This window comes from Bradyrhizobium sp. HKCCYLS3077 (assembly GCF_051167555.1).
In the GTDB taxonomy this organism is placed as follows: Bacteria; Pseudomonadota; Alphaproteobacteria; order Rhizobiales; family Xanthobacteraceae; genus Bradyrhizobium.
Window position 1 is genome coordinate 246,172 of sequence record NZ_JBNPTH010000004.1, and the last position, 23,120, is coordinate 269,291.

General features: G+C 61.5%; 29 protein-coding genes and 1 tRNA gene. 19 read left to right on the top strand and 11 right to left on the bottom strand.

Annotated features, from left to right (window positions below; genetic code table 11):
- The first annotated feature begins 7 nt into the window (after positions 1–7).
- Complete coding sequence (locus ACQR0Z_RS17295; RefSeq protein WP_434859244.1) at positions 8–202, top strand: hypothetical protein; 195 nt, start codon at positions 8–10, stop codon at positions 200–202.
- Between the two features lie 44 nt (positions 203–246).
- A complete protein-coding gene (locus ACQR0Z_RS17300) occupies positions 247–378 on the top strand; it encodes a hypothetical protein (RefSeq protein ID WP_434919450.1) in 132 nt (43 codons plus the stop codon).
- 8 nt (positions 379–386) lie between these two features.
- Here the strand turns inward: ACQR0Z_RS17300 and ACQR0Z_RS17305 are convergent, their stop codons facing one another.
- Entirely contained in the window at positions 387–1,400 is a 1,014-nt protein-coding gene (locus ACQR0Z_RS17305) for an SDR family oxidoreductase (RefSeq protein WP_434919451.1), read from the bottom strand.
- A 158-nt stretch (positions 1,401–1,558) separates the two neighbouring features.
- Between ACQR0Z_RS17305 and ACQR0Z_RS17310 the strand changes: the two genes are divergently transcribed.
- Together ACQR0Z_RS17310 and ACQR0Z_RS17315 are read left to right on the top strand one after the other, a co-directional pair.
- Positions 1,559–1,735 carry a hypothetical protein gene (locus tag ACQR0Z_RS17310; protein ID WP_434858955.1) on the top strand — a complete coding sequence of 59 codons (177 nt, stop codon included), beginning with the start codon at positions 1,559–1,561 and terminating at the stop codon, positions 1,733–1,735.
- A gap of 38 nt (positions 1,736–1,773) precedes the next feature.
- Positions 1,774–2,142, top strand: coding sequence for a PRC-barrel domain-containing protein (locus tag ACQR0Z_RS17315; RefSeq protein ID WP_434919452.1), 369 nt, complete (start codon positions 1,774–1,776; stop codon positions 2,140–2,142).
- 55 nt (positions 2,143–2,197) lie between these two features.
- On the opposite strand, the gene ACQR0Z_RS17320 is transcribed toward ACQR0Z_RS17315, so the two are convergent.
- Both ACQR0Z_RS17320 and ACQR0Z_RS17325 read right to left on the bottom strand, forming a co-directional pair.
- The gene (locus ACQR0Z_RS17320) at positions 2,198–2,473 is read right to left on the bottom strand and encodes a hypothetical protein (protein WP_434858953.1); all 276 of its coding nucleotides are present in this window, start codon (positions 2,471–2,473) and stop codon (positions 2,198–2,200) included.
- Positions 2,474–2,741: 268 nt separating this feature from the next.
- A complete protein-coding gene (locus tag ACQR0Z_RS17325; protein WP_434858952.1) occupies positions 2,742–2,897 on the bottom strand; it encodes a hypothetical protein in 156 nt (51 codons plus the stop codon).
- Between the two features lie 1,070 nt (positions 2,898–3,967).
- Here ACQR0Z_RS17325 and ACQR0Z_RS17330 point away from each other — a divergent pair.
- From ACQR0Z_RS17330 to ACQR0Z_RS17340, 3 genes are all read left to right on the top strand, one after another.
- The gene (locus tag ACQR0Z_RS17330) at positions 3,968–4,282 is read left to right on the top strand and encodes a hypothetical protein (RefSeq protein ID WP_434877280.1); all 315 of its coding nucleotides are present in this window, start codon (positions 3,968–3,970) and stop codon (positions 4,280–4,282) included.
- A 35-nt stretch (positions 4,283–4,317) separates the two neighbouring features.
- Positions 4,318–4,791, top strand: coding sequence for a hypothetical protein (locus ACQR0Z_RS17335; protein WP_434919453.1), 474 nt, complete (start codon positions 4,318–4,320; stop codon positions 4,789–4,791).
- Between the two features lie 449 nt (positions 4,792–5,240).
- Positions 5,241–5,453, top strand: a complete 213-nt coding sequence (locus tag ACQR0Z_RS17340) for a hypothetical protein (RefSeq protein WP_434858950.1) — start codon at positions 5,241–5,243, stop codon at positions 5,451–5,453.
- Between the two features lie 303 nt (positions 5,454–5,756).
- Here ACQR0Z_RS17340 and ACQR0Z_RS17345 read toward each other — a convergent pair whose 3' ends face one another.
- From ACQR0Z_RS17345 to ACQR0Z_RS17360, 4 genes are all read right to left on the bottom strand, one after another.
- Positions 5,757–5,918: a hypothetical protein gene (locus tag ACQR0Z_RS17345; RefSeq protein ID WP_434858949.1), complete on the bottom strand. Its 162-nt coding sequence runs from the start codon at positions 5,916–5,918 to the stop codon at positions 5,757–5,759.
- A gap of 344 nt (positions 5,919–6,262) precedes the next feature.
- Positions 6,263–6,907: a hypothetical protein gene (locus tag ACQR0Z_RS17350; RefSeq protein WP_434919454.1), complete on the bottom strand. Its 645-nt coding sequence runs from the start codon at positions 6,905–6,907 to the stop codon at positions 6,263–6,265.
- Positions 6,908–6,926: 19 nt separating this feature from the next.
- On the bottom strand, positions 6,927–7,745 hold the full coding sequence (locus tag ACQR0Z_RS17355) for an FkbM family methyltransferase (RefSeq protein ID WP_434919455.1): 819 nt from the start codon (positions 7,743–7,745) through the stop codon (positions 6,927–6,929).
- A 215-nt stretch (positions 7,746–7,960) separates the two neighbouring features.
- Complete coding sequence (locus ACQR0Z_RS17360) at positions 7,961–8,824, bottom strand: hypothetical protein (protein ID WP_434919456.1); 864 nt, start codon at positions 8,822–8,824, stop codon at positions 7,961–7,963.
- A 716-nt stretch (positions 8,825–9,540) separates the two neighbouring features.
- On the opposite strand from ACQR0Z_RS17360, the gene ACQR0Z_RS17365 reads away from it, so the two are divergent.
- Positions 9,541–10,671: a S8 family serine peptidase gene (locus ACQR0Z_RS17365; RefSeq protein ID WP_434919457.1), complete on the top strand. Its 1,131-nt coding sequence runs from the start codon at positions 9,541–9,543 to the stop codon at positions 10,669–10,671.
- 132 nt (positions 10,672–10,803) lie between these two features.
- Complete coding sequence (locus tag ACQR0Z_RS17370) at positions 10,804–11,028, top strand: hypothetical protein (RefSeq protein ID WP_434858945.1); 225 nt, start codon at positions 10,804–10,806, stop codon at positions 11,026–11,028.
- Between the two features lie 202 nt (positions 11,029–11,230).
- Here the strand turns inward: ACQR0Z_RS17370 and ACQR0Z_RS17375 are convergent.
- A tRNA-Arg gene (locus tag ACQR0Z_RS17375) sits at positions 11,231–11,303 on the bottom strand.
- Positions 11,304–11,377: 74 nt separating this feature from the next.
- On the opposite strand from ACQR0Z_RS17375, the gene ACQR0Z_RS17380 reads away from it, so the two are divergent.
- The 7 genes from ACQR0Z_RS17380 to ACQR0Z_RS17410 all read left to right on the top strand — a co-directional run bounded on the left by ACQR0Z_RS17380 (position 11,378) and on the right by ACQR0Z_RS17410 (position 17,217).
- Positions 11,378–12,634, top strand: a complete 1,257-nt coding sequence (locus ACQR0Z_RS17380; RefSeq protein WP_434919458.1) for a tyrosine-type recombinase/integrase — start codon at positions 11,378–11,380, stop codon at positions 12,632–12,634.
- A 226-nt stretch (positions 12,635–12,860) separates the two neighbouring features.
- Positions 12,861–13,079: a hypothetical protein gene (locus tag ACQR0Z_RS17385; RefSeq protein ID WP_434919459.1), complete on the top strand. Its 219-nt coding sequence runs from the start codon at positions 12,861–12,863 to the stop codon at positions 13,077–13,079.
- Positions 13,080–13,131: 52 nt separating this feature from the next.
- Positions 13,132–13,818 (top strand): hypothetical protein, encoded by a 687-nt coding sequence (locus ACQR0Z_RS17390; protein WP_434919460.1) that lies wholly within the window; start codon positions 13,132–13,134, stop codon positions 13,816–13,818.
- Between the two features lie 33 nt (positions 13,819–13,851).
- Positions 13,852–14,019 (top strand): hypothetical protein, encoded by a 168-nt coding sequence (locus ACQR0Z_RS17395; RefSeq protein ID WP_434919461.1) that lies wholly within the window; start codon positions 13,852–13,854, stop codon positions 14,017–14,019.
- A 5-nt stretch (positions 14,020–14,024) separates the two neighbouring features.
- Positions 14,025–14,270, top strand: coding sequence for a hypothetical protein (locus ACQR0Z_RS17400; RefSeq protein WP_434919462.1), 246 nt, complete (start codon positions 14,025–14,027; stop codon positions 14,268–14,270).
- Positions 14,267–16,189 (top strand): DUF2793 domain-containing protein, encoded by a 1,923-nt coding sequence (locus ACQR0Z_RS17405; RefSeq protein WP_434919463.1) that lies wholly within the window; start codon positions 14,267–14,269, stop codon positions 16,187–16,189. Before ACQR0Z_RS17400 ends, ACQR0Z_RS17405 begins: the two co-directional genes overlap by 4 nt.
- Positions 16,190–16,518: 329 nt before the next feature.
- Entirely contained in the window at positions 16,519–17,217 is a 699-nt protein-coding gene (locus ACQR0Z_RS17410) for a hypothetical protein (protein ID WP_434919464.1), read from the top strand.
- On the opposite strand, the gene ACQR0Z_RS17415 is transcribed toward ACQR0Z_RS17410, so the two are convergent.
- Together ACQR0Z_RS17415 and ACQR0Z_RS17420 are read right to left on the bottom strand one after the other, a co-directional pair.
- Positions 17,180–17,791 carry a PEPxxWA-CTERM sorting domain-containing protein gene (locus ACQR0Z_RS17415; protein WP_434919465.1) on the bottom strand — a complete coding sequence of 204 codons (612 nt, stop codon included), beginning with the start codon at positions 17,789–17,791 and terminating at the stop codon, positions 17,180–17,182. The genes ACQR0Z_RS17410 and ACQR0Z_RS17415 overlap by 38 nt on opposite strands.
- Positions 17,792–17,910: 119 nt before the next feature.
- Positions 17,911–18,594, bottom strand: coding sequence for a hypothetical protein (locus ACQR0Z_RS17420; protein WP_434919466.1), 684 nt, complete (start codon positions 18,592–18,594; stop codon positions 17,911–17,913).
- Between the two features lie 425 nt (positions 18,595–19,019).
- On the opposite strand from ACQR0Z_RS17420, the gene ACQR0Z_RS17425 reads away from it, so the two are divergent.
- Entirely contained in the window at positions 19,020–19,343 is a 324-nt protein-coding gene (locus ACQR0Z_RS17425; protein ID WP_434919467.1) for an excisionase, read from the top strand.
- On the opposite strand, the gene ACQR0Z_RS17430 is transcribed toward ACQR0Z_RS17425, so the two are convergent.
- The gene (locus tag ACQR0Z_RS17430) at positions 19,344–19,661 is read right to left on the bottom strand and encodes a hypothetical protein (protein ID WP_434919468.1); all 318 of its coding nucleotides are present in this window, start codon (positions 19,659–19,661) and stop codon (positions 19,344–19,346) included. It lies immediately after the preceding gene.
- Positions 19,662–19,992: 331 nt separating this feature from the next.
- Between ACQR0Z_RS17430 and ACQR0Z_RS17435 the strand changes: the two genes are divergently transcribed.
- A complete protein-coding gene (locus ACQR0Z_RS17435; RefSeq protein ID WP_434919469.1) occupies positions 19,993–20,616 on the top strand; it encodes a hypothetical protein in 624 nt (207 codons plus the stop codon).
- Positions 20,617–20,730: 114 nt separating this feature from the next.
- Positions 20,731–22,758 carry a DUF5906 domain-containing protein gene (locus tag ACQR0Z_RS17440; RefSeq protein ID WP_434919470.1) on the top strand — a complete coding sequence of 676 codons (2,028 nt, stop codon included), beginning with the start codon at positions 20,731–20,733 and terminating at the stop codon, positions 22,756–22,758.
- The last annotated feature ends 362 nt before the right edge of the window (positions 22,759–23,120 follow it).

Genomic DNA, 23,120 nt, shown 5'->3' on the forward strand with positions numbered 1-23,120 from the left:
CATTTATATGAAGCAATCAGATCTTTTCCGAGAGAACGCCGATAATTGTCTCCAGCTTGCGGAGCACGCGCAGGGAGAGCCCGCCTATCGCCGGTTCCGGCGCATGGCCCAGGGCTGGAGTGCGCTTGCGCTCCAGCAGGATTGGCTCGACGGCGAGATCGCCCCGGTCGAACGGGGCGCGGTTGGGCGCCGCGATCAATGAATCCCTGACCCCCTTTGCAATGGACCCGAATGGAGGAGCGTCCGATGACCCCCCGTACCGTTCTCATTGCGCTGCTGACCGCCTTTAGCCTCGCCTCGGCGGTCGCCGCATTCACGACGATCCGCCAGGTGCATACGGAAGCCTACTCGCTTCCGCAGCCGGTCACCCGGATCTAAGCGCAGCCTCACGGCTGACCGGCCCCCCCGGACGAGCCGTAGACCTGTCCGTTAGCGTAGCTCGCATCGGCCGCCGCCAGTTGCACGTAGATCGAGCCCAGTTCCGCTGGCTGGCCTGGACGGCCGAGCGGCGTCTGGCCGCCGAACTTCTCGAGCTTCTCCATGCTCGCGCCGCCCGACACCTGCAGTGGCGTCCAGATCGGTCCCGGAGCGACCGCGTTGACGCGGATGCCCTTGGGCCCGAGCTGCTTGGCGAGCGACTTCACGTAATTCATAGTCGCGGCCTTGGTTTGCGCGTAGTCGTAGAGGTCCGGGGAGGGATCGTAGGCCTGTTCCGAAGACGTGCCGATGATGACTGAGCCCGGCTTGAGGTGGGGCAGGGCGGCCTTGATGATCCAGAACGGGGCGTAGATGTTGGTCTTCATGGTGGCGTCGAAATCCTCCGACGAGACGTCCATGATCGATTGGCGGGCCTGCTGGCGGGCGGCGTTGTTGACGATGATGTCGAGGCCGCCGAGGCCCTCGACGGCGCGCTGCACGAGCTGCTCGCAGAATCGTTCGTCGCGGAGGTCACCGGGAATGGCCACGGCCTTGCGGCCCTCGGCCTTGATCAGAGCGATGACCTCCTGGGCGTCAGGTTCTTCCGTCGGATAATAGTTGATCGCGACATCGGCGCCCTCGCGGGCATAGGCGATCGCCGCTGCGCGCCCCATGCCGGAGTCCCCGCCGGTGATCAGCGCCTTGCGGCCGGCGAGGCGGCCGGAGCCCTTGTAGCTGGTCTCGCCGTGATCGGGCTTGGGAGTCATCTTGCTGGCAAGGCCGGGCCAGGGCTGGGACTGCTTCTCGAACGGTGGTTTCGGATATTTGTCGGTGGGGTCGACGAGCTGTTCGGTCTCGGTGGAAGTCGCGGCCATCGTTTCACGTCCTTTCGCGGTTGCCGAAGTCAGCGATGCAGCCGCAAGCGTTGCGGTGCCTCCGACCATCTGGCGGCGGGACATCGATGTGGTGCGATCGTCTGCCATGCGGGGTCTCCTGTTGGGCCGTCGTCAACGGCGGACCATCGCCAACGTTTCGTTCGGGCGTGCCCACAGCGGCGTGATCTGCGGCGCCTTGGCTCAGGCGGGAACCAACCGGCGCGGGCGGCGTCGTTCCGGGGAACAGCAATCGAAGGAGACGCGCAATGGCGCAGCATGATCAGGGAATCGTTCGGACCGGACGCGGCGAGGAGCAGCCGGCGGACAAGGAGCGGGCGCAGACCGCGCATCAGACAACATCGCCGGATGCGCCCTCGCACGAGGCGACGCGGCATCCGGATGGCGAGCTGCCGCAGGAACGGCCGGCCGCGGGCCGGCGTTGATTCCCGTTAACTCTACTAATCTCGTACAGGAGGCTCACATGGATCCGATGCTCGATGCCAGCGAATATGGCAATCTGATCGGCAGCGACAAGGTCGAGGGCACCGCCGTCTATGGCGCCGATGACACCAAGATCGGCACGATCGAGCGCGTCATGATCGACAAGCTCAGCGGCCGCGTGTCCTACGTCGTGCTCGGCTTCGGCGGCTTTCTCGGACTGGGCAACGATCACTATCCGCTGCCGTGGCAATCACTCAAATACGATACGCGGCTCGGCGGCTACGTCACCGGCGTCACCGAGGACCAGCTGCGCGGCGCGCCCAAATACGCGGACGAGCGCGAATGGAATTGGGGCGATGTCGCCACCGGCCGCAAGGTCGACGACTATTACGGCGTCCGTCTCGCCTGATGCGTCAATGCGTCAGCGGTCCGACATGCGGACCGCTCCACATCCTCACAACACCTCAGGCCGCCGGCGACTGTGCGCCGGCGTCGGCGGTCTGGCTGGCCATCATGCTGCGCCGGCTCGACAGCCAGATCGGAATCTCGCGATAGCTGGTGCCTTTTTCGTTCATCTCGGCGATGGTCCAGCGGCTCGGATGCCGCTCCTTGCCGACGAACACCCAGTCTTCGGCCGCCGGCGGCGGCTCGTTGGGCCGCGTCCTCAGCCACGCCGACCGCGCGCCCTTCGGCAAGCGATCCTGCTTCATCTGATAGAGATCATACACTGGCGAACGCATGACGCTACTCGTCCTCAAGCAACCCTGACTCACGACACCAGCAGCGTGCCGAACCGTCACGGCGGAATTGTGGGAGGAGCGCGGCCGGGCTGTGCAAAACGCGATCAGACCCCTGCTGTGCGGCCTCTGGCACATTTTCGACGAGACGCGTCTCGCTGCGCGGAAGGCGACGCGCGGGGCGGTATCAATGAACCCCGCGAGCCCGGAGGACGCACGCTTGCGTCCGGCAATGAAGAGCCCGCCGGGCGAGGCCGGAGGGCCGATCAAATCAGAAGAAGGCGTAGCTGAGATCGAGACCGTAGGTGGCGTGAAGAATGAAGCCGAATGCGGTGGCGCCGCAGAGCATCAGGATGGTGCGCAGCTTCTCGGTGTCGATACGTGTCTCTTCGAGATGGGTCGGCAGGGTTTTTGTGAGTGTTGTCATTGGTGGACCTCTGTACGCGAAACGAAGACGGAGTGTGAGCTACGAAAGTATGGCGAGTGATTAGATCCCGTTCCGGAGATGGTCATTTTGTGGGGTCCCAGAAGAGTTCTAATTATGAAAGTGGAACCCAGCATCGTGCAAAATTTGGGGCGAAGTTGAGGAAAGTAAATGGTCAGTAAAATAAATCTCAGGTTGATATGAGTTGTGCCTAGTATTGTTGCACGCCCGGGCTGCCGAATGAAGTTGCCAGGTTGCGAACCGCTCGGCCGCACGTTTTTAAGCTTAATTCCCGGGATAAACGCATGTTCGCGCCAAGCGCCGTGAGCTTGCGAACCCTGGCAGGCATGGTTCGACGGCAAGGCAACAGTCGGTTGCAGGAGTAGCTCAAGTATAGAGCGGCCGGGTCTTGCCCCTGGCCACATTGTGGCAGGACGTTAACCTTTGTGGCGAACCCGTCAACACGGCGCCCGCTGAGGCTAGCATGATCGGTATCATCTGAACGATGGCCGCGAAGGGCGGTCCGGAATTTCTCGTCGGAGATGTGCTCATCAAACAACAGCCGCATAATCATCGATGTCGTATCCCGCTGGCGTCGCGCCGCGCGCCCAGGTGAGGCGCGGGCAGGGCAGGTGGCTGCCGGACGACCGGCGGCATTCTCGCGGCACGGATGCCCGAGTCTTGGCGGTCGTTTGGCCCGTCCCGGTGAGGAGAGGGCGCAGGGAAGGCCGGGCGTCCACTGACACCCGCGGCCCCCGTGCGGAAAAGAGTGCACGGGGCAGGAACCACAGGTGCAGCCGGACAAATCCCAGCCTTCCCTGCGCGATGGTTTGAACGGCTGCTTCGCGTTCTCCCTGGTGCGCCGGGCTTTCTGGCCACCATGGCGACAACACGCGTTAAGCGCATTGCGCGGACATCAGCATCGGGATGTCAGGACCGCGCGACTTGACCGTGCGCCGCAGGATTGTTCGTCCGCATGACCAGCATGCTGCAACCCACGACGCCCACCGCATCCCGCACTCCACGCTCGTGACGATCGCGATGCGCCCCTCTCGCGAGGCGGGACAGGGGTATTGAACACGAATTCGAGAAAAACGAAACAGGAATCTTTTCGCCGCACGATCTGGACAGCCCAAATCACGTTGAGGACGTTTACGAAATCAGTTTTCGCGCGCAGGCGGATGGCGGTGGTCCGCGGCGCGGTGGGACGAGGCCCGCTGGTGTCGTCGCGCCTTGAGTCGCCCGTCGGGCGCACGATCCCGTCCGGCGTGGACCGGGCCCGCGACGGCGCCGCGGCAGGCGTGCGGACGCCGCGTCAAGCTGTGAACTTCCCGCTGTTGCCGGCGTTTCCGACGCACGGCCTTTGCGGGGCCGCGAAGCCGGTCTAGCGTGGCCGCTTTCCACGCCGTTCGGGACGAAACACATGACTTCAATGATCAAGGCTTTCGCGCTGGGCGCGAGCCTCGGCTGCTGCACCGTCGCCGCGCAGGCCGAGCCGGTGCGCTGGACCACCTACCGGATTCCGGAGACCGGTACGTCGGTCGACATTCCCGCTTCGGTCTTCAGCGAGATCGCCGGGCGTCCCGACGGCTATGGCCAGCGCTTCCAGACCGCCGACGGTCGCGCCAATCTCACCGTGCAGTCCGCCGCCAATGATCAGGGCGACTCGCCGGCGCGCTTCCTGGCCAAGAAGAACCCGCCGCCGAACATCCAGTACAAGCGCGTGACCTCGCGCTTCTTCGCGGTGTCGAGCTACAAGGGCGACTATGTCTGGTACAACCGCTGCAATTTCACCGGCGGCTACGTGCACTGCGTCCTGATCAACTATCCCCGCGCCTGGGAGCGCGACTGGGACGGCCTCGTCACCCGCATCAGCCTGTCGCTGAACAGGGGCTGAGGAGGGCAGGGCGGGCTCGGCAGCCCCTCCAGGTGAGGGTGAGACCGGGGTCGCGGTCGAGCTCTCGCCGTCTCCACCGCCGTCATGCTCCGCGAAAGCGGGGCATCCAGTACGCCGTGGCAGACGAAATTGAACCGAGATGTCACGGCGTACTGGATCGTCCGCTTTCGCGGACGATGACAGCGGGGGCGAACTGGAAACGCTCCCCGGCGGCTGCGCGAGCCGCAGGACGTGGATGGCCGGGCCTCCGCCGCGCCGAAGCGGCTTCGGCCGCCCAGGGTAGAAACGCCAGGCCGTCGCCGGGGAACAGACCAGCCCCAAGATACGATCGCCGATGCGTCGGCCTCGCGAGGGCGGGGCGGTTTGATCCACCTCAATGAGCAGTAGACACCCCGCTGCATAGAGTCCGAGCGGATTCCGCCGTCGCATGCAAACGGGCTCATTTTTCCATGGCTGCCGCGTCCTTCACCGTCAGGGCCGAGAGCGAAAGCGCGATCGCCACGATCCGCTGCCGCAGCGCGCAGGACGCGCTGCTGACCGCCAACGTCTACCTGCGCCTCGGCGCGGCCTGCGTCAGCATCCAGACGCCCGGCGGCCAGAAGGTCAGCCCCGACCGGCTCGATGCGCTGATCAATGACGGCGGGAGCCGGGGCTTGGTCTAACGCACGATGCGATTCAGCCGAAGCGCATCCACGATCCGATGATGACAGCGGCAGACGCCGAGATTTCGGTCTCACCTTTCCGGGGAGGGGGCGATCGCATCTGGATGCGCTGCCGGATCGGCGAGCGATCCCGCCGATGTGTTGCTCCGTCATGCCCGGGCTTGTCCCGGGCATCCACGTCTCTCCCAGTATGCCGGGCGACGTGGATGGCCGGGACAAGCCCGGCCATGACGACGTAGAAAGAAACGCGCGCAAAAAACTGCGACCGTAGACCTTCTTTCTAGCGGAGGAGTCCGTTGCCTGTCAGGACGACGGCGCCTCGGTGCCGTCCTTTCGCGGTGTCCGGCGCAACGATCGATCCTCGATGTAAGGCCCGTAGAGAACGTCCTGGCGGCGCTGGTAAATGGTCGCGAGCGTGACGGCGGCGATGAAACAGATTGCGGTCAAAACACCTAATTCAAACATGTCGGAGCTCCATCGCCCCACGAGGTGGCGGATGGAGAGCAGGCCGTCAAACGGAAGCCGCCGTTAAGCTGAACGGGAAAGCTTAATGCTGCGGGCGACGGACGTTGCGTCAACGCAGGGGGCCTTGCGGGTCCAGCTCGGGAAACATCGCCCGGCAGGACAGGCAATAGGACTCGTAAATGAAGCTGAGCAGCGTCGTCATCGGAAAACCCCCATCCGCTTGATCGGATGCGAGGGAGGATGCCGGCCGTCTGTTTCAGGACGTTGTCGTGCGTTGCAGGAAATGGTTTCGAGAGGCGGGTGACGGATGTCGTCGGCGGCGGAGCTGCGCATCCGGGCGCGGATCAAGGCGTCGGCGGAAGCAGGCTGAAGTCCATCCGGCCGAGCGCGCCGTCCTCCGCGACCACATAGGCATCGACGACGAGCGATTTTCGCGCGGATCGGGCGGCGGGGCGATCCACCAGGATGCATGCAGCGTGGGTCGGCCGGGCAGCCCCGGTCGCCGCCAGTTGCCGCAACGACGCCTGCGTGATCGCGCGGCAGATCCAGCGGCTGAACGGGCGCATCCAGGGATCACCGTTAGCTACCGCCGCGCCGATCAACATGCGGCCGGCCTCCCTGCCGTGCCAGCTGCTGATGCAGGACGTTCCGCCGCGCAGTCGCAACGCCTTGCCGAGCAGGCCGAGCCCGAGGTCTGGCGGCCGCACCGAGCAGTGATCGAACGACCAGTCCTTGTCGGTGTAGTCGAGCCAGGCTGCGGGCCTCTTCTTGACCCATGGCTCGAGACGTCTCGCGACCGAGGATTTGTCGCTGCTTCCCCAGGGGACGATGGACACCTCGAATGGAAATCTCATCTTGATGTCGCTGTCCTGCCCGAGCAGAAAAAGCCCGTGGACGCCGTAAATCTGCCGAAGCTCCGCATTGGTCTCGACCAGCACGCCGTTCAGCCGGACCTCGGCCACGCTGGTATCGGCCAAAGTCCCGATCATCGGATGCGCCAGCCTGCGATCACCGCCCGGCGGCTGTCCTGACGGGACGCGATCTGGCCTCATTGCTGCCGTCCGTCAGAGGGCGCGCTTTCGCCCGTTCACCGGACAGGCGCGGCTCGGCGCTGGTGAACACGAAGTTGTTGCAATAGTCCTTCCGTTTCCAGAACCACTCGCCGTCGGCGCGCTGGTGAATGTCGGGGTCGAAGGTCGAGAGCGGACGCAGCCGGCCTCGGTTCACGAAGGCGCCGCGATAGCCGAGGCTGGCAAGCATCGAAAACGTCTGCTGGACACGGTCCAGCGTGGCCAGCCGCCGGTCGCATTCCACGACGATCACCGGCCGGCAGCGCTGCAAGGTGCCGATGGCGCCGCGCAGCACGTCCAGCTCGGCGCCCTCGACATCGATCTTGATGGCCGCGACGCGCCCGGTGGACGGGAGATAGTCGTCCAGCGCGACCGTCTGCACCGCCAGCGCCGTCGATGTCTCGGCCGGCCGCAGCAGCGAGGCGCCGGGCTGATGGCCGTCGGGCACGAACAGCGTCTTGCGGCTGGTGCAGGAATAGGCCGCCCGCGGCTCGATCACCACGTTGTCCAGCGCGAACCTTCGGCACAGCCGCGACAGGCCCGCGGCGAGATCCGGCTGCGGCTCGAACGCGATGACCCGCCCGGGCGCCGACCACCGCGCCAGCCAATACAGAAAGCTGCCCTTGTTGGCGCCGACGTCGCAGACGATGTCGCCGGGGCGGATGTAGCGGCGAAGCTGGGACAGTTCGGTCCGGTGGTCGCGGATGCGCGAGCGCAGGAGACGGACCACAAACCGAGCTGCTTCGTTCTTCGCCAAGCCTGCCTCCATGTCCGCAAGCGAGGCGAGGGCAGGTGCGGCCCAGCTCGGTCGTTCGCGAATAGTTCAGACATGATTGCGAGGCGGGGCGGCAGCATGGCGTCATCATGGCGAAGCGCAGTCGAGGGGCCTGCGGGCTCGCCTTGGAGGGTAGTTGTCAGACCTCGATGGTGCGGATAAGACTCCCTGCGTGGGTCAATTCTCTTTCCAATCAGTCAAGTCGCTTGGTGCCCTTTCTCGCAGGCTCGCCAGATCCATTTTTGCTGGTTAACCCAAGCCAAGTCAGTTCGAGGCAGCCGCTGTTGTTCAAGAATTGATCCCACAGCATCTGAATGGTTGCGCGCTCTCTGCTCACCGATGAACGGACTTAGATCGAGCCAATAACAATAAGCACTTCTGCGGGCTCGAAGCCCGGTGCGGTAGGCCATGCATCCCGTTGCAACCAAGATAGCGGTCGATTCCATCACATGTTTCGAATAGTTGGCTTTTTGACTGGGGTCAGCCAATAGAGTCGGGTCGATCGGATGCTGATACTGATCAATGAGGCCGCTCATTGATGGGTAAACCACAATGCCGGATGTGACTGGTACGACTCCGTCGCAATTGGGCGGGGGAATGTCAAAATTGATCGAACCGGCGCTCACGAGATAGCCTTCGATCACTCGCAATTCGTGCCGTTGGCCGATATCGAATGCTGGCTCCCTGCCATTATTAGTAAAGACGACTCCGGCCTTCACGATTTGATCTAATGCGGGAGGTTCCTCAAGGACAATTCGGGCCGGGTTGAGCCAGGCCCTTTGGCCAGTTGCGGAGAGCTCAAGGCTTTTGGCTGTGGTACTCGCCGACTGGTCCGCGGCGTTCGCTGACCTCTCTGCGGATTCTGCTGAGTGGCGCGCTGCTTCCATCTGCGGCAGGGCGATTCCAATCGCGACGATGAGTGCTATGATTGGGCTGACCGCAGAAAGCCAGGACCTAAAGCACGTGACATGCGACTCGCCTTTAACACAAAGGTGATCCGGCCACCGTCTGAGCACCGCTACCGCTGCAATCACCACTGCAAGCACGAATGCTGCTAGCATATCTTCATCCCGACGCGAACGAGTCGAGGTAGAAACTAGTGCAAGTTTAGGTAGAAGTCAGCTACTAACTCGCCTATGCCGGGGCGGTATTGGAATGCTCTGCCGCTCTCAAGAAGCACGATGCTCGCTTGCTGCGAGACTGACTGATAGCGGACTAACATCGGCAGGAGCGCGGCACTGCTTCGGAGCAAGGCTCCGTCAGATCGTTCAGGGAACTACGGATTATCAGAAATAACCATGCCGTTCAACCTGCGCTGTTAGGAGCCGGCGCTAGAAGAGTAGTTATCTAGTGGCTTATACCTGCAACAACGATGTCTCGACGCTGCAATGATATCGGGATCGTCGTCATCGACGCCACAGGCGCCGAGAGGTCGTTCATGTGATTATCGTTCGGAAAGTATAAAAAGCACTCGGCTACCCTCAAGATGAGAGCTGTGTATGGCTGCGATGCTGCCCTATCTTTCTCTTTTCGAAAACTACCACAGGTAGTATGAGTCGAGCCCATTCTCCGGAGTCCAGCCGTAGCTTGTGCTGATTGTTTGAATGAGGCTTTCCTTATGTCATTGTCGGAGCAAGAGGGACCAGAGGAAGCTCGCTCTGATAGTGCGTCGGGCAACCCGTACAGGTTTCACAGCGCGGCTGCGCCGGTCGTCGCAACAGGCAACTGGCTGGTAAAGTTCGAGACGGATGTTTCTCCATCTGTCAGGAGAACTTTGTTGCAGCATGGGCTCGGCGGCAACAGTCATATCGCTGCAACAAGCGATTTTCGATCTGCGGCCTTGAACCTCACCGGTCTCGTTCAGGTCGCCGATGCGGTCGTTCTCGATCGGCTCGGTGTCGCCGTTCTGAAAGGTACCGAGGACGTCACGAGCCGTTCGGCAGAACTGGAGGACATGCCGGGGATAAGACGCGTGATGCCTGAGTTCTTCGTCTTCTCTTATGATGAGGCCGGCGATTCGATCCACGAGGACACGGGTGAAGTGACTTGGGGGATCGCGGCGATAGGTGCGTCGCGATGGCCGCTCTCGGGCTCCGGTGTGAAGCTCGGCATTCTGGATTCGGGATTTGACAAGACGCATCCGGATTTCGCGGAGCGGCCGGTCAAGGTGTGGAGCGCGTTCGGTTGCCCGGGCGACGACTTTCAGGGGCACGGCACGCACTGCGCAGGGACCGCGGCCGGGCCGCATGCGACGACGGGGCGCATGCGCTACGGCGTTGCTCCTGGAGTTGATCGTCACATCTACAAGGTGCTCAACGACAAGGGCTTCGGTACTGATGGCGACGTTCTCGCCGGGATCGAGCGCGCTTTGGAGGATGGTTGTGATGTGATATCGATGTCGTTCGGACGAGGTGTCGCGACCGGCACATCGCCTCATTCGATCTATGACGACGTGGCTGGCGCGGCGCTCGATGCCGGTGTCCTCATGATCGCAGCTGCAGGCAACTCGAGCAGTCGTGACGTGGGTCACATCGCTGCTGTCGACTATCCTGCCAACTCTCCATCGATCATGGCCGTAGGAGCCGTTGATAGCCGTCTCCGAGTTGCCAATTTTTCGAACGGGGTGGCGTCTGGGGCGAGCGCGCCGGCGATCGGAGGTGTCGACATCGCCGCGCCCGGCGCTGGTGTTTTTTCGGCAGTGCCGATGCCGCGCCGGTACAGACGGCTCCGTGGAACGAGCATGGCGGCGCCGCACGTTGCGGGCGTTGCTTGTCTTTGGGCCGAAACGGACGCTAGCTTGCGCGGCCGCGCTCTATGGAAGGCTCTGACAGCGAATGCGAAAACCCTGCATGCGGCCGCAGGGGACGTCGGCGCGGGACTGGTTCAATCGCCGTTCACGGAACGTTGACGATGTTGGCGCGTTGGAGCGCCCCGTAAGAAGGACGAAACAGAGATGTGGCACGCTGCGCTTCGTCATCCTTCGGCCATGCTCCAAGGGCTTGTCTTTTCTGTGTTTTCTCCCTTGAGGAGGCGCAATTCGATGAAACTCAATGTGACGATCCTGATGGGTGAGCCGGTGTCCGGCGACGACGCTGTCCTGCTTGGTAAGCTCAGCCGCGCCGGGGTGACGGTCGATCGCGTCCTGCCACGGCTGGCGATCGTGACCGGCTCGATCGATCCGTCGCACCTGTCGACGTTGCGAGCCGTTCCCGGCGTAAAGCGCGTCGAGGAGGCGGGAGCGTTTCAGCTTGCGCCCGACACGTGAACGCTTGGCCCGCGTGTCGACTGCCCACCGAACGAGCCCGGCCGGATCACCCCGCCGGGCTTTTGAATGTCGAGGTGTTCGTGGCTGATCCTGCGCTCGAAGCCCGACCTACTACGCCGCGGTGTGACGACGGCTTGTGATTCACGTCTCTGGCATTCATGCGGGGAAGGCAGGCTTGCATCGTTGGGCCGCGTCGTCCGCGTGGCGATCCCAGCAGGACTCGAACCTGCAACCCGCGGAGTAGAAATCCGCTATCTTACATTGAAAATATTATCATATTTGGCGTCGTGTTGCGCATTTGTTGCGTCTGCCGTATACTCCCTGAAACTCCTGGCTTGGGGCAGGGCGCATGTCGATCCGCAAACGCACATGGAAAACGGAAGCCGGTGAGGAGCGTTCGGCCTATGTCGTTCAATACTCGACGGCTGAACGGGACGACCGCGGCAAGCGGCGGCGCCACATCAAGACGTTCGATCGCAAAAAGGATGCGGAGGATTTCCAGGCTCAGGTTCGCATCGATGTTAAAAAGGGCGTCCACACGCCGACGAGCCGCAGCATCACCGTTGAGGATGCCGGCGACCTTTGGATCGACGGATGCGGTGACCTCGAGCGATCGACGGTTGACCAGTATCGACAGCATCTCAAATTCCACATCTTGCCGTATTTGGGACCGCTCAAGGTTACGGCGCTAACCGTCGCAATCGTCCGGGATTGGCAAGACAAGCTCCGCAACGGCGTGCCCGCCCCGGGCCAGAGAGAGGCGGAGGCGCGCTCGGCGGTGATGGTCAAGAAAGTCACCACCTCGCTTTCCAGTTTGCTCAGTGACGCGCTTGAGCGCGGGCAGGTGGCTCAGAACGTGGTGCGGTCAATGACGGCGAACCGGCGCCGAAAGCGGAAAGTCGAACGTCGCCAGAAGCGCAAATTGGTTATTGGGCGCGATATTCCAGAGCCGCGGGAGATCGACGCACTGTTGCAGCACACCGATAGCGAACGCTGGCGTGCCTTCTTCCTGGTCGCGGTCCGCTGCGGCTTGCGCGCGAGCGAGCTGCGCGGCTTGCGATGGCAGGACGTCGATTTGAAGAAAGCCGAGCTGCATGTTCGGCAGCGCGCCGACCGATACAACTCAATCGGCAACCCGAAATCTGCCGACAGTCAGCGAGCCGTGCCGATACCGTCCAAGACACTCGCCGCGCTCAAGATGTGGAAACTGCAGTGCCCAAAGCTGGACGGGCAATTGCATTTCGTCTTTCCGAATGGATCCGGGAAAGTCGAGGCGCACTCAAATATCATCGATCGCGGATTGATCCCGGCGTGGGAAAAGGCCAGCGTCACCGTGCCGGTGCTGGACGAGGACGGCAAGCCGACTCGTGATGAGAAGGGCAGGCCGGTCGTCAAGGCGAAGTATACGGGCGCGCACAGCTTGCGGCACTACTTCGCCAGTTGGTGCTTGGCACGGCCGCCGATCGGGCTCGGGCTGAACCTCAAAGAGCTATCCGAGCGCATCGGACACGCGTCGATTCAGATCACCATCGACACTTACGCGCACCTGATTCCGCGCGCGGATCATGCCGACGAACTGGCCGCGGCTGAAGGGGAGTTCGGTTAACCGCTCGTTAAGGAACTATATGGTAGTTTTCAGAGTAGACATTCTAGACGAGTAGTTTTCGGGTCAGCGCCGGGATGGCGTCATAGGGTTGCAAAGCCCCGATCCGAGCCCAAGCGAAAGTCGAACGGCAAGCGAGACGCACGCCGAGAGCCAACACCGCAATGGTGTTCGCCTCGGCGTTTTTTATTGCCTGAGCGAGCACCGATCCGATCGGAGACTCGCTCCAATGTCCAGCAGCAACACCGAAACCGATCAGTTCGTTCATGGCGCCAAAGCCATCGGCGAGATCATCGGTCGCACCGAGAAGGGCGCTTGGAGCGCCCTGGAAAGCGGTCGTGTTCCCGGCGCGCGCAAGATCGCCGGCCGATGGACGCTGCACCTACCGACGTTCCGCGACCATTTCCGCCAGCCCACCGCAACGCCGCGCGCCAGCGCCGCGGCGTGACGTTGACAATCAACATCGTCCGAAAACTCTCAACATCGGGACAGCCCACCAAATGCAGTACCTCGACTTCATGGAAACTAAGGCCGCCAGTTTGCCTAACGTCGCCGTTCGGGGCGCCCTCACCAACGTGCTTACCCTTCATCGCGAACTGATGAGCACGGTTGCCGCTGACGTCAGCAAGATCCGCGGCAATGGTGATCTGAGCCCGGCCGGCAAGGTCAAGGAAGCCCGTTCGCGCCTCACGAAGGATGCCTGGAAGGTGATCAAGGCCAACATGGCCGCGCGCCGCCTCGCCGAGCGCATTGAGGAGAAGCGGGCCGCGGTGCAGTTGCCTGCGATCGACAAGAGCGACGCGGCCGGCGCCGTCCTTCGCGGCCAGGTTCGGGAACGTCTCGCTGGCAAGACAAATCAGGAGCTCCGCGGAATCATTCCGACGCTCTCGACACTGTACCTACAAACGATCCTCGAGGCGCCTGAACTGCTCGACGCCGACGCGGAGACCGTGGAGGCGGCACGAGTGCAGGCCGTCGAACTTGTGCATCCAGGCATGACGGCGCAGCTCGACGCGGAGCGCGATGCAGTCCGGCTGCTCGCGAGCGCCACGGCTCAAATGGCCAAGGTCTTCGGCGAACTCGGCGACCTGCCGAACGCGAAAGCGCTTGACGTCTTCCTCAACGAGACCGTGCAGGACCAGCGGCACTTGGCTGCCGCCGTCGAGCGCGAGATCACCGAGTCGTAACGCCACCACCAGCCCCGAGAAAGGAAAAGAGCAATGTCCAATCCGAAGCCGATCGATGCCAATCAGGCCGCTCAGCGGATCATCAACGCGGGTAAGCCGGTGATCGACAGGAAGTTCACGCCGAGCCCGGACCCGCGTCAGGCCCCGCCGGAACAGAAGCCGCTGCCCGCGGCGCTGGCCAAGGCTCTCGGTCAGTCCTGAGAATCATGAACGATCCGCGCGACCTCGACATTCTGCACGCAGCGGTTTGCCGCGACTACTCGGCGTTTCGAGCGCAAGGCGGACGTTGGCCGTCGCCGTACCATCGGCTGTGGTGGCAATACCTGGGAATGCAGCAGACGGCGCTTATCGTCGGGAAGCCGGTGTCACCGGTCCGCGTCGACAGGCCGGACGGAAGCATCGGGCTCATCGATCTGACTGAGATGTTCAAAGAGTTCGGATACGTAAAATGACGTTCAATCACGAGGCAGTCGCCGCGCTGCCGGTCTCAACCGCAGCCCAAAAAGCTCTGATTCGCGCGATGGCGGAACGGAGGTTCGCCTATTGCCTCGACGCCAGCGAAAGCGCCGCAAATTTCATCGCGACCGACCCGGCGACGGGCGTTCTGCCGCTCTACCTCATTCAAAACAACATCAGTTTCCAGCTCGACGCCACCGACACAACGACTGTCGCCGATGGCGTGACGTGCCTGGTTACGAATGACGGCAAGCGCTACAAAGCCGCCGCCGTCACGCCGCCGTTTTCCGTTCTGAGCATCGGCACGAGCGCGCAGCCGGCGAGCCCGAGCGTTGGCGATTCCTACATCCTGCCAACGGCAGCGACCGGCACCGATTGGGCCGGCAAGGATGGTCAGATCGGCATCTATACCGCGCGCGGATGGGTGTTCGCGGTCGCGCCGATCGGCCGGTTCATTTACGTCCGCGACGTGACGTCGTTCTATCATCGCAACAATTCCGGCGTGTGGACGCAGGGCGTCGGCAGTCTGCCGTTGGGATCGAACAGCGTTCCGCTGCGTGCGAACGTTGGCGTCGATGCGTCCTTGATCGTCAAAGTCGAAAACCAAACCACCAACGCGCCGCCCGCGAGTCCGAGCGTCGGCCTTGGCTACATCATCGGATCCTCGCCGACCGGCGCATGGGCGGGGAACCCCGGCAAGCTCGCAAGGTGCGAGCAGGCCGGTCTCTTTACAATTTACTCGCCGGCTCCTGGAGATATTGTCTACGACAAATCGTCCGCGACCAATTACCAGTTCGACGGCACCGCGTGGAATGCGACAACGAATGTTGTCAAGCGTATCAACGCAAGTACGTACAACGTCACTGCGGCGGACAACAATAAAACGCTGAGTTTCTACGGCGGTGCATTTCAAACCGTGCTGTTTGATTCGGCGGGATCGCTGCCGGTCGGGTTCAAGGTCACGATCCACAACGAGGAAACGACTCCCGTCGGTAAGGGTATCGGCGGCACTAGCGCGGGCAGCTTCACGCTCTATCCTGGTCAGAGCTACGACGTCGCAAAGATCGGTTCGACCGTCACGCTCATGGGCGGGCTCAAGCCGTGGGTGAGGAACGGGGTTCAACTGTATGTGCATGGGGGCAACGGTAGCGACGATCCGCTCGTCGCCGATGGTCTCGCGGACTCGTTCCGAGCTTACAAGACGAAGCAAGGCGCCTGGAACGCGTTGAACAAGAATTTCCTGCATTGCGGCGGTCAATCGACTGTGACCTTGACCGGCAACTTTGCAGCTCACCATGAATTCCAGGGACAACCACCCGGCTGTCAAGCGTTCTATTGGGTCGGCTCGGCTCCTGGTGCCTACGTTGAAACATATGCGTCCGGCGGGTCTTGTTGGACGGTCGGCGATGGCTGCTGCATGCTGTACGCCAACATCACGTTTCTCAACGGCGGCGGTGGCGGCGCAGTCGCGATCCAGCAACATCAGAAATCAGTCGTCGACCAGCTCGGCGGGGTCGTCTTTGGCAATTTCGAAACAGGCAATCACATCGGCACCGATGGCGCCGGTTGGACCTACAATATCAATGCAAGCTACACGATTGTATCCGGCGGAAATGCGTCGAGCCACATCAGCGCAACTGGATCTGGTGTCGTGAATGTCACGGGAGGCATTACGGTCTCGCTCAACGGCCCCACATCTCCATACTTCCCTGGAGGATTCTACGCGCTCTCGGGCCCGGTGCAGGTCAGTCTCGGCGGTGGTATCACGTTTGGCGTTGCCAACACAGGCACGAGACAGTGGAATGTCGGACCGGGCGCTTGGCTGAGCCGAAGCGGCAACACCATTCCTGGAAATGTCGCTGGCCTGCCGACAGCCGGAACGGCACCAAGTGCTGGATCCGGTTGGGTGACGTAAATGTCGCCCGAGCAGGAGCACCACAACCGCGCACTTCGCCGAGCACTCCAAATTGAACGGGAAAGCAGGAAGCTACTCGAAGGAAAGCTGCGCGGGTTGTTGTCCAAGGGCGAGTATGCGCGATTGAAAGAATTCGTCCAAGCGGAGGCACTCGCGAGATGCGAACTTAGCTTGGCGAAAGCGGCGGCTACAGCGAGGGACGCTTCAAAGTAGCCAAAGCGGCGATCGGCCCGGCGCGGACGCGCGCTTGGTCGGTCGTGACATAGGGCCGACGCGGACGCGCGCTCGGTGTTCAATTAGCAACAATGATATGAAAGGAACTTGGGCAGATGATGATGGGCCTATTGAACTTCAATACCATATTGGGTGGCAGTGGAGGCTCCAACCCCGTCGTCACCTTCCGAACGGGAGCCGCCTCTACCGGTTCGGGCGCCACGCAGACTCTGAACGTCACGCTTCCTGGTGACGGCAATCAGCAGTTCTGTATCCTCGCGCTGTTCGGCGGCGTTCTCCAGCAAGCGATTTCGAGCGTCACGGTCGCGCCCAATGTCGGATCGACTGTCACACTCACGCGCAACGTGATTGACGCTCAAACCCGTGCCGCGATCTATTCGGGCGCGCTCCTCAGCGACGCCAACAGCGCCACGAGCGCCGTGGTCACGATCAACTACACCGCCAATCCCTTCGGCAACACGCAGATGGCGTTCTATACCGCGCCGCTTGCGAACTTGAATTCGACGACACCGACAACCACGAGCCAAGTCGGATCTACGGTCACGTCGATTTCGAGCACGCTTGCCACGTCGGCCGGAGGTTTCATCGTCACGGCGTCGTTCAGCGGCTCGAACGAGACGACAGTGGCTACATCAGGGACAGAGACTTTCACGCCCGGATACAACGTCCCGACCGTCATCCCAGGTGACTCGTCCTACGCCAATGGAATTTCGACCAACGCGGCGAGCAACGTGAGCTTCACCGTGAGCCCAACGGCTACGAACATTCGCATGGTTGCGGCGGCTTGGCGATAGTGCCGGACCGAGCTGGCGCCGGAACGCGGCGTCTGCCGAGCAGGCAGATGCCAGCAAAGCCGATCAGCATCATTGCCCACGTGGACGGCTCGGGCACCCCAGGTGCCAAAATCGAAAAGCCGTCCGGCAGTTCGGCCGTCAAAATAAATGAGTACGGTACGTCCCAATACGAGACGCTAAGGGTTGTCTTGTCCTCGATAAGAGAGAGCCCGGCGTGAGAATCGATCGTCAACTTATTGGAGGCGGCATAGACCTCTAGATATCCGTGATTGCTTTCCCAGGGGGAAAGACAAGGTCCGCCAAAGGACGAGCCGCAATAGACCAGCGACAGTGACGACTGGCTCGTTGATATAGTCGAAGAAGTTCTCCAGGCGACCCAAGCATTATCTGGGCTCGATACCGCCGGGCCGCCGCTAAAGAAGAGCTGGACGAATATCGGTTGCGGACCCCAAAGCGGATCGGTTGTGAACGGCCCGGATATTTCGACGCTGCCATTAGTCGGAAGTCCGACTACGCTGGCCTGAGCCTGAAAAGAAAGCAGCAGTGCAGCAATCGCCAAAACGAATCGAAACATATCGGCCCCCACAATACTCCGACATCCGATCCTCACGCGCCGGTTGTGTCAATGGGAACTTGCAGCAACAGTCTTTTTCTTCCGAGCACGCTGCCAGTGCTTACGTGCTATATGCTCTCTTAGGTGCCCTGCAGAATGCGTATCGCTTCGGCGTCAAGGCCGATGACGATATCCCGTCGCCGCCTGTTGTAATCGCCGCGAGTTATCCTTCCGGCCAGGTACTCCTGGCGCAGAATGTCGGCCGTTGCTCTTGCCTGCTCAATGTTTCGAGCCAGTGCTTCACCGCTTTTTGCATTGTACTGACGGTGCGCCGCGATGACCCTTGCGTTCAGATCATTTAGCTCCGTTGTCAATTTCTCGAAGATGGTCTTTTCAGCAGCTGTAATATGCGATCGGTCGCTCAGCTGTCCGGCTGTAGCGTCACGTGCTGCGCACGGTGCCCAAGCATAGTATGGGTAGTACTCGGGCTTCCGACAGAGTGCCCGGTTGTCATCATTGATCTGCTTGATGGCGGCGGCATATTCCGGCGAGGTCGCTTGTGCGTTGTCGATCAACGCCCAGCCGCCAGCTTCCATGCATGCGCTATACAAAGCGGGGTTTGTCGTCATGCCGCCCGATGCAGAACCTCCGTAGCGATTCGCAACCGCTATCGAGTAGGGCTGCTGCCCTTGCTGAAGACAGGCGTATTTCGCTTGATTGAATTCCTCTGTCCCTGCACCGGGCTTTACCCATACCGTTTGAGCACTACATCCGGCGAGGATGAAGACAAAAGCGACCGTTATTGTGCAATTGCGAATTAACATGAACTCCCCCCAAATTAAGACATTGAAGCGCAACAGACGGGGCGACGCAATCTCAACTTTTCCTGTGCAAACAATTAGTTATGTTGATTGTCTACATATCGAACGTACAGAGCATGCTATCGAGCATATATGAGTGCTACTCCCGAACCTCGGTTGATGACCGGACGGCAAGCTGCGGTCTATTGCGGAATAACCCCGGTCACCTGGTCAAAGTGGGTCGTCGACGGCACCATGCCGAAGCCGTTGCCCGGCACGCGCCGATGGGACCGCAAGGCGATTGACGCGGCGCTCGACAAAGCGTCGGGGATTCAGCCGCCTGCATCGCCTGCGGAGCAGGAAGATCCTTATATAGCTTGGAAGGTGCAAGACGACGCCGAGAGGGAATGGGAGCAGCGATATGACGCTCGGAAAGCGCGGCGCCCGCGATGACAGAAATCTCACCCGATACGCCCTTGCGCTTAGCCAAGGCGGCGGAGGTCGCTTTTCCCGGCGGCGGCATGACGGCGAGCGGGCTCCGCAAAGAAGCGACCCGCGGCCGATTGGTCATCGAACGGATTGCTGGCAAGGATTATACAACGCTGGCCGCTATCGCCAGGATGCGAGAGCTATGCCGCATCGAGCCAAAGATCACGCCATCGCGCCGGCCGGAACCGGCGCCCGGGTTGAGTGAAAACGACCTGCCTCGGATCCGTCTGGATCGGGCGCTTGAGGACTGCGCGTCGCGCAAGCGCGGCCAGCGGCGGACCTGATCAGGCGACGTATGCGCGGCGCTCGCGTCGACCCGGGCGGTTGGCGTGCCATTCAATCGCGCTGTCATCGTAGCCGATCTCGATCAGCGTCGCCGCAAGCTCGAGCCGAGCGCACTCGCGAAGGTCCGCGGCGGAAATCGAATAGCCGGCCCGGCGCACCTGGGCGAGTTTGCTCCGAATCGTTGCCGGTCGAACCGCTGCCTCGAACCGGGTGATTGCAGCGTCGTACCGGATCGCATCGCCGGCATAGTCGCAGAGCGCGGCCAGGTTTGCGAATTGAGCATTCGGCAGAGCGTTGAATTTGATCGACTGAAGCATTTGTCGGCTCCTAATTACCTTGCGCTGAAGATGGGAATAACGTATATGCGTTATTAGTTCGTGTCAATAAGGCATATGCGTTATTTGTGAGGAGTACCGATGCCGCGTCCTGAAATCTTGCCGGTTAAGAAGGTGATCGGCTTCACGAACGAAATGATGGAAGCCATTGAGACGTGGCGCGCTAAGCAAAGGCCGGTTCCGAACGTATCGGACGCAATCCGGCAATTGATCGACATCGGCTTGAAGGCTCGAGGCGGGACTAGGGACCGAGAATAGCGCCGCTGACCGCCAAAGGTTTACTTTGGACCTTTAAGCTGCTATGGTCGCTGACATGAAAGCGATTCAGCTCAAAGCCACGGGCGCAGAGCTTGCGTCCCTTGCCGTCGGTACCGCCGCCAACTACTTTCGCGAGCTTCAAGCCGGGAAGCTGGTTGAAAAAGGTTCATCAGGCCGCTACGGCGGCGTGGTCATCTCCAATTCCGGCCGCGTGAACACTCTGCTCGGCTTTGTTTTTGATCCGCCGTTTGGCGAATCCCGCGTGAGCCTGGTTAAGCAAATTCGGGGGCTGGAGCTTTCGAGCGCGGTGTTCGGCCCGCTGCGGCATGATCTCAATTTCTACGATAGCGCGCGGTCCGCATTCCAGTTCGTCCAGGGGCTCGGAATAGACTTCTCCGCTGATCTCGGGACAGCCCTAGATGGCTTAGTCGGCGGTTTCCGAACTGGCGCGTTTGAGGAATGGGAAGCCGGCGCCCGCGTCGACATCACGGTCGAGTTCAACGGTCAACGATCGGCGATGGTCATGATTGACCGGCCGGGCACGAATAACGCTGCAGCGTTCACCTACGAACCTAAGAAGGCTCAGCCACCCGCTGCCGTCGAGCGCATCACGCGCTTGCATCGCGTGGTGTTCGAGAGCTTGGCTGCAGACGACGAAACGGCCCCGGATCAAGGCTGATCGCAGGGCCGCGTAACGTTTCAGGATGGTGTGGCAACCTTCTCCTAACACGTTTCGGCGCTTTTGCAATCGGATTTTGGTTCGGGGCTCCTGACAAGAGAGGAGTCCTAAGTAGTGTTGATAGAAATCGACGAAGCCGACCGCCTTGCCGCGTCCATCACCATCGAAGCGGTCCGCGATCTAGAGGAATGGTGGGCGGGTGACAGTGAACCGGAGATGTCGCCCCCGCTGGTGCTCGGCTGGGACATTCATCGGCTTTGGCCGAACGAGCAAGGCGTCGCTGTTTGGCGCGACCTCATGCTCAGGTATGAGCCGCCCGGCCATATCCCTCGCGTCCACCAGCCTGTGACGATGGAGCAATACGAAGCCGCTCTAGCCGACCAGTGGCGACTCTACGATCGGCCAAAGCACTGGACCGACTCCCTAATCGTCGACGTGATGCACGATGAGCGTGAGCGCGGCTTCGAACCGTGCGGCGGCGCCTCGGACCAAACAGAAGCGATTTTGAACGACCTCGCGGCCAAGGTCGGCGCGAAGCGTGCCAGCGACCAAGTGAGGCGGGACGCCCGTCGCGAGCGCGAGCGTCGGTTCAACGAACTCGACGATTCCGGCTATGCCAAATGGCTGGCGGACGGTCGGCCCTGGAGTGATGCGAAGAAGGTTGAACGCTGGTCGGAGCGCCGGTTCAACGAACTGCTGGAGAGGCCGTCGGTGTGTCCCGTGTCTATCCCCGCGGAGATTGTTGATCGCCATCGCCGCGAGCGCGAGCAATACGAGGCCGCCGTGCTCGGGCCGCTTCCGGATCATCCTGAATTGCCGATCAACCAGGCGCACGCCCTCAGCGACTATTGGGCTCACTTGCCCTCTGGAAAAATGATCTATGAGCGGACCGGCGAGCTGTTCAGCGCTAGCAGCATCGACAAGCACATTGGCCGCGTCAAGGATGCGATGCGAACCGAGGGACCGGGCACCCTGGCGACGACGTGGCTGTCACAACATCGTTTCGTCAAGTCGATGGGTTGGGCGCCCGGCGAGCCGAAGATTATCGAGGACAAGGTTCTGACCATTGACGGTTGGATCCGGAGCCCCGGCGACAAAACGTTCAATCGGTACGTCCCGCCGCACATCGCGCACGTCGAGGGAGACGTTTCGAAGTGGTTGGATCATATCCGCGCCATTTATCCCGGCGAGGCCGCTCACATTGTCCAATGGCTTGCGCACCGTGTGCAGCGTCCCGGCGACAAGGTGAACCACGCGCTCGTCTTGATCGGGTCGCAGGGCATCGGTAAGGACACGATCCTGAAGCCGGCCGTTGCGGCGATCGGCTCGAACAATTTCAAGCAGATCACCGCCAAGACGTTCTTCAACTCGGAATGGAATGACTATCTGCAATCCGTGATCCTTCGAATTAACGAAGTTCACGACCTCGGCGGAGAGTCCCGCTACGGTTTCTATGACGCCACCAAGGACGTGATCACCAATCCGCCGGAGGCGCACCGGATCAACACGAAGCACGTTCCGCAATATGCGGCGGTGAACGTGTGCGGCGTGGTCATGACCTCGAACCACCTCGACGCCCTTTATCTCGCTCCCGACGACCGCCGGCACTTCGTTTGCGTGTCCACCCGGACGCAGGATGACTTCTCCCCGGCCTATTGGGATGAGATCAACGCGTGGTTCGAGAACAGCGGCAATGAAGCGATTGCACACTACCTGGCCAACCTGGACCTGACCGCCTTCAACGCGAAGGCGCCGCCGCCAAAGACAGCGGCGTGGCACATGGTCGTTGCGGCCGGCGTGGCACCCGAAAGCGGCGACCTCTCCGACGTGATCGAAAGCATGGGTAAGCCCGATGCGTTGACGCTGCAAATGGTCCGATCGCGGACGCCAGGGGACAGTCAGTTGCGGCTACTATTCGAAGACGCCAAGCTTCGCCGGGCGATCCCGAAGCGGCTCGCCGAGTGCGGATACGTTGCCGTGGCTAACCCGGACGCTCGGGACAGCGGAGGCCGGTGGCGCATGCTCGGCGGAAAAACAACGATCTATGCACGACAGGAACTCAGCGAGCCGTTCCGACTGGCAGCGGCAAGGGCGCTTAGCGCTGCATCGCTTACGCCTCCGCCGATACCTTCTAGGCAGTGACGTGGGCAGGCTGGGCACTATGGGCACGGTTTGTCATGTTGTCAGAAGCAGAGTTCACAAATGTGTAGACAGGGAAAAAGGGAAGAAATGGAGAGGAGAGTAGGAGAAATATAGATACATGACGAACCGCGCCCATTCCGCCCAGCCTGCCCGGACGTTTCGTTAGACACGGCGGCGATGGAAATCGTTTGAGCTGAAGGGAACATGGAATGCCAGATTGGTTGATGGCACTACTCGGTTTTGGGGCGTTCTTTTTTGCTTGCGTTGGTATGGCTGCTATGGGTCTAAGTGGCCGTGGAAGTGCGCTAGGGTGCGGTGCGATAATTTTCATCGCGGCGATATTCTGGACTCTCTGGAAGTCC

What these genes read in the sequence shown, in the direction of transcription:
- ACQR0Z_RS17405 (WP_434919463.1), top strand. Translation starts at nt 14,267, where the DNA reads ATGACGTTCAATCACGAGGCAGTCGCCGCGCTGCCGGTCTCAACCGCA.
- ACQR0Z_RS17315 (WP_434919452.1), top strand. Translation starts at nt 1,774, where the DNA reads ATGGATCCGATGCTCGATGCCAGCGAATATGGCAATCTGATCGGCAGC.
- ACQR0Z_RS17395 (WP_434919461.1), top strand. Translation starts at nt 13,852, where the DNA reads ATGTCCAATCCGAAGCCGATCGATGCCAATCAGGCCGCTCAGCGGATC.
- ACQR0Z_RS17300 (WP_434919450.1), top strand. Translation starts at nt 247, where the DNA reads ATGACCCCCCGTACCGTTCTCATTGCGCTGCTGACCGCCTTTAGCCTC.
- ACQR0Z_RS17410 (WP_434919464.1), top strand. Translation starts at nt 16,519, where the DNA reads ATGATGATGGGCCTATTGAACTTCAATACCATATTGGGTGGCAGTGGA.
- ACQR0Z_RS17400 (WP_434919462.1), top strand. Translation starts at nt 14,025, where the DNA reads ATGAACGATCCGCGCGACCTCGACATTCTGCACGCAGCGGTTTGCCGC.
- ACQR0Z_RS17295 (WP_434859244.1), top strand. Translation starts at nt 8, where the DNA reads ATGAAGCAATCAGATCTTTTCCGAGAGAACGCCGATAATTGTCTCCAG.
- ACQR0Z_RS17345 (WP_434858949.1), bottom strand. Translation starts at nt 5,918, where the DNA reads ATGTTTGAATTAGGTGTTTTGACCGCAATCTGTTTCATCGCCGCCGTC.
- ACQR0Z_RS17325 (WP_434858952.1), bottom strand. Translation starts at nt 2,897, where the DNA reads ATGACAACACTCACAAAAACCCTGCCGACCCATCTCGAAGAGACACGT.
- ACQR0Z_RS17350 (WP_434919454.1), bottom strand. Translation starts at nt 6,907, where the DNA reads ATGATCGGGACTTTGGCCGATACCAGCGTGGCCGAGGTCCGGCTGAAC.
- ACQR0Z_RS17335 (WP_434919453.1), top strand. Translation starts at nt 4,318, where the DNA reads ATGACTTCAATGATCAAGGCTTTCGCGCTGGGCGCGAGCCTCGGCTGC.
- ACQR0Z_RS17380 (WP_434919458.1), top strand. Translation starts at nt 11,378, where the DNA reads ATGTCGATCCGCAAACGCACATGGAAAACGGAAGCCGGTGAGGAGCGT.
- ACQR0Z_RS17435 (WP_434919469.1), top strand. Translation starts at nt 19,993, where the DNA reads ATGAAAGCGATTCAGCTCAAAGCCACGGGCGCAGAGCTTGCGTCCCTT.
- ACQR0Z_RS17310 (WP_434858955.1), top strand. Translation starts at nt 1,559, where the DNA reads ATGGCGCAGCATGATCAGGGAATCGTTCGGACCGGACGCGGCGAGGAG.
- ACQR0Z_RS17415 (WP_434919465.1), bottom strand. Translation starts at nt 17,791, where the DNA reads ATGTTTCGATTCGTTTTGGCGATTGCTGCACTGCTGCTTTCTTTTCAG.
- ACQR0Z_RS17420 (WP_434919466.1), bottom strand. Translation starts at nt 18,594, where the DNA reads ATGTTAATTCGCAATTGCACAATAACGGTCGCTTTTGTCTTCATCCTC.
- ACQR0Z_RS17320 (WP_434858953.1), bottom strand. Translation starts at nt 2,473, where the DNA reads ATGCGTTCGCCAGTGTATGATCTCTATCAGATGAAGCAGGATCGCTTG.
- ACQR0Z_RS17340 (WP_434858950.1), top strand. Translation starts at nt 5,241, where the DNA reads ATGGCTGCCGCGTCCTTCACCGTCAGGGCCGAGAGCGAAAGCGCGATC.
- ACQR0Z_RS17385 (WP_434919459.1), top strand. Translation starts at nt 12,861, where the DNA reads ATGTCCAGCAGCAACACCGAAACCGATCAGTTCGTTCATGGCGCCAAA.
- ACQR0Z_RS17370 (WP_434858945.1), top strand. Translation starts at nt 10,804, where the DNA reads ATGAAACTCAATGTGACGATCCTGATGGGTGAGCCGGTGTCCGGCGAC.
- ACQR0Z_RS17360 (WP_434919456.1), bottom strand. Translation starts at nt 8,824, where the DNA reads ATGCTAGCAGCATTCGTGCTTGCAGTGGTGATTGCAGCGGTAGCGGTG.
- ACQR0Z_RS17390 (WP_434919460.1), top strand. Translation starts at nt 13,132, where the DNA reads ATGCAGTACCTCGACTTCATGGAAACTAAGGCCGCCAGTTTGCCTAAC.
- ACQR0Z_RS17430 (WP_434919468.1), bottom strand. Translation starts at nt 19,661, where the DNA reads ATGCTTCAGTCGATCAAATTCAACGCTCTGCCGAATGCTCAATTCGCA.
- ACQR0Z_RS17425 (WP_434919467.1), top strand. Translation starts at nt 19,020, where the DNA reads ATGACAGAAATCTCACCCGATACGCCCTTGCGCTTAGCCAAGGCGGCG.
- ACQR0Z_RS17305 (WP_434919451.1), bottom strand. Translation starts at nt 1,400, where the DNA reads ATGGCAGACGATCGCACCACATCGATGTCCCGCCGCCAGATGGTCGGA.